The following is a 1,606-nucleotide window of genomic DNA, read 5'->3' on the forward strand; positions in this document are numbered from 1 at the left end:
TATTATAAAACCGAACATTGATTTTAGCGAAATTTTCTTAAAACAATAATAAATTGTTGCTATTAAGACTTATTACTATTTACAAACAGATTTTTTGTGTTATAATCATTTACAATGACAGTTCGAAACACAAAACAGAGAGATTTGGTTGCAAAACTCATGCAGAATAATTTTTCTCATCCGACTGCCGACGAAATTTACGAAAATGCGAGGTTAGAGAATCCGCATATTAGTCGAGGTACGGTTTACAGAAATTTAAATTTTCTGGCAGAGAGCGGAGCAATTCAAAAAATTGTTGTGCCAAACGGCGCTGATCATTTCGACAGCACTCTTGAAACTCATTATCATTTTAATTGCAACGTTTGCGGAAAAATGTTCGATGTTCCGCGCAATGTTACTTTAGAAATTCATAATGCGGTTGAAGAAATGCAAAAGCAGGGTTTTTCTATTGAAGGGCACAATTTAATTTTTACAGGAATTTGTCCTGAATGTAGAAAAAACGGGCAGAATTGACGGATGTGCTTTTTGGGCGCTTAAAACTTTCAAAAAATTCCATAAAAAAGGAGAAACAGTCAAATGGAAAACATTAAAGGAACACAGACAGAAAAAAATCTTCAGACAGCGTTTGCTGGAGAATCACAGGCAAGAAACAAGTACACTTATTTTGCAAGCAAGGCTCGTAAAGAAGGCTTTGAACAGATTGCAGATATTTTTGAAGAAACTGCGCGCAACGAAAAAGAACATGCAAAAATCTGGTTCAAACTTCTAAATGGCGGCGAAATCGGCACAACTGCAGAAAACTTAAAGGCTGCTGCAGAAGGCGAAAATTATGAATGGACAGATATGTATGCTGATTTTGCAAAAACAGCAAAAGAGGAAGGTTTTGAAAGAATTGCAAAACTTTTCGAAATGGTTGGCGCAATCGAAAAACATCACGAAGAGCGCTATCTCAAACTTTTGAACAACGTTGAAAAAGAACTTGTGTTCAGCAAAGACGGAGATGCAATCTGGCAGTGCGCAAACTGCGGCCATATCGTAGTAGGCAAAAAAGCGCCGGCAGTTTGTCCTGTTTGTGCTCATCCTCAGAGTTTCTTTCAGGTAGAAGCAGTAAACTACTAAAAACTGACAAAAATCCCTGCCAGATTTTCCAAATCTGGCAGGGATTTTGTGCATATTTTGCCTAATTTCTAAACGAATGAATCGGAGCCGGAATCCTTCCGCCGCGGTTTATAAATTCCTCGCAGCCGAATTTGCTCACCGGCATTACCGGGCAGCCGCCCAAAAGCCCGCCGAACTCAACCCAGTCGCCAGCCTTTTTTCCCGGTGCTGGAATCAGGCGGACTGCCGTTGTCTTTGAGTTCATCATTCCGATTGCGAATTCATCAGCCATAATTCCGCTGATTGTCGTTGCAGGAGTGTCTCCCGGAATCGCAATCATATCAAGTCCTACGGAACAGACCGTTGTCATCGCCTCTAGCTTTTCAAGGCAGATTGAGCCTTGCTTTACAGCGTTAATCATTCCCTCGTCTTCAGAGACTGGAATAAACGCGCCTGAAAGTCCTCCAACGCTTGTTGAAGCCATTACGCCGCCTTTTTTCACCATGTC

The 1,606-nt window shown here is 40.9% G+C and carries 3 protein-coding genes; 2 read left to right on the top strand and 1 reads right to left on the bottom strand.

Going from position 1 to position 1,606, the window contains the following annotated elements; all coding sequences use genetic code 11:
- Positions 1-114 precede the first annotated feature (114 nt).
- Together B2X33_RS01330 and rbr are read left to right on the top strand one after the other, a co-directional pair.
- The gene (locus tag B2X33_RS01330; protein ID WP_296017686.1) at positions 115-513 is read left to right on the top strand and encodes a Fur family transcriptional regulator; all 399 of its coding nucleotides are present in this window, start codon (positions 115-117) and stop codon (positions 511-513) included.
- Between the two features lie 63 nt (positions 514-576).
- Positions 577-1,119, top strand: coding sequence for a rubrerythrin (gene rbr / locus B2X33_RS01335; RefSeq protein ID WP_296017688.1), 543 nt, complete (start codon positions 577-579; stop codon positions 1,117-1,119).
- A 61-nt stretch (positions 1,120-1,180) separates the two neighbouring features.
- Here rbr and B2X33_RS01340 read toward each other — a convergent pair.
- Positions 1,181-1,606: DUF711 family protein (locus B2X33_RS01340; RefSeq protein ID WP_296667006.1), on the bottom strand; the 426-nt coding region annotated here is incomplete at its 5' end.

Origin of the sequence: Treponema sp. UBA785 (genome assembly GCF_002297065.1) — a bacterium.
Lineage (GTDB): Bacteria > Spirochaetota > Spirochaetia > Treponematales > Treponemataceae > Treponema_D.

Bases quoted from the DNA above. Each gene is read 5' to 3' on its own strand.
- B2X33_RS01330 (WP_296017686.1), top strand. From the start codon at position 115: ATGACAGTTCGAAACACAAAACAGAGAGATTTGGTTGCAAAACTCATG.
- rbr (WP_296017688.1), top strand. From the start codon at position 577: ATGGAAAACATTAAAGGAACACAGACAGAAAAAAATCTTCAGACAGCG.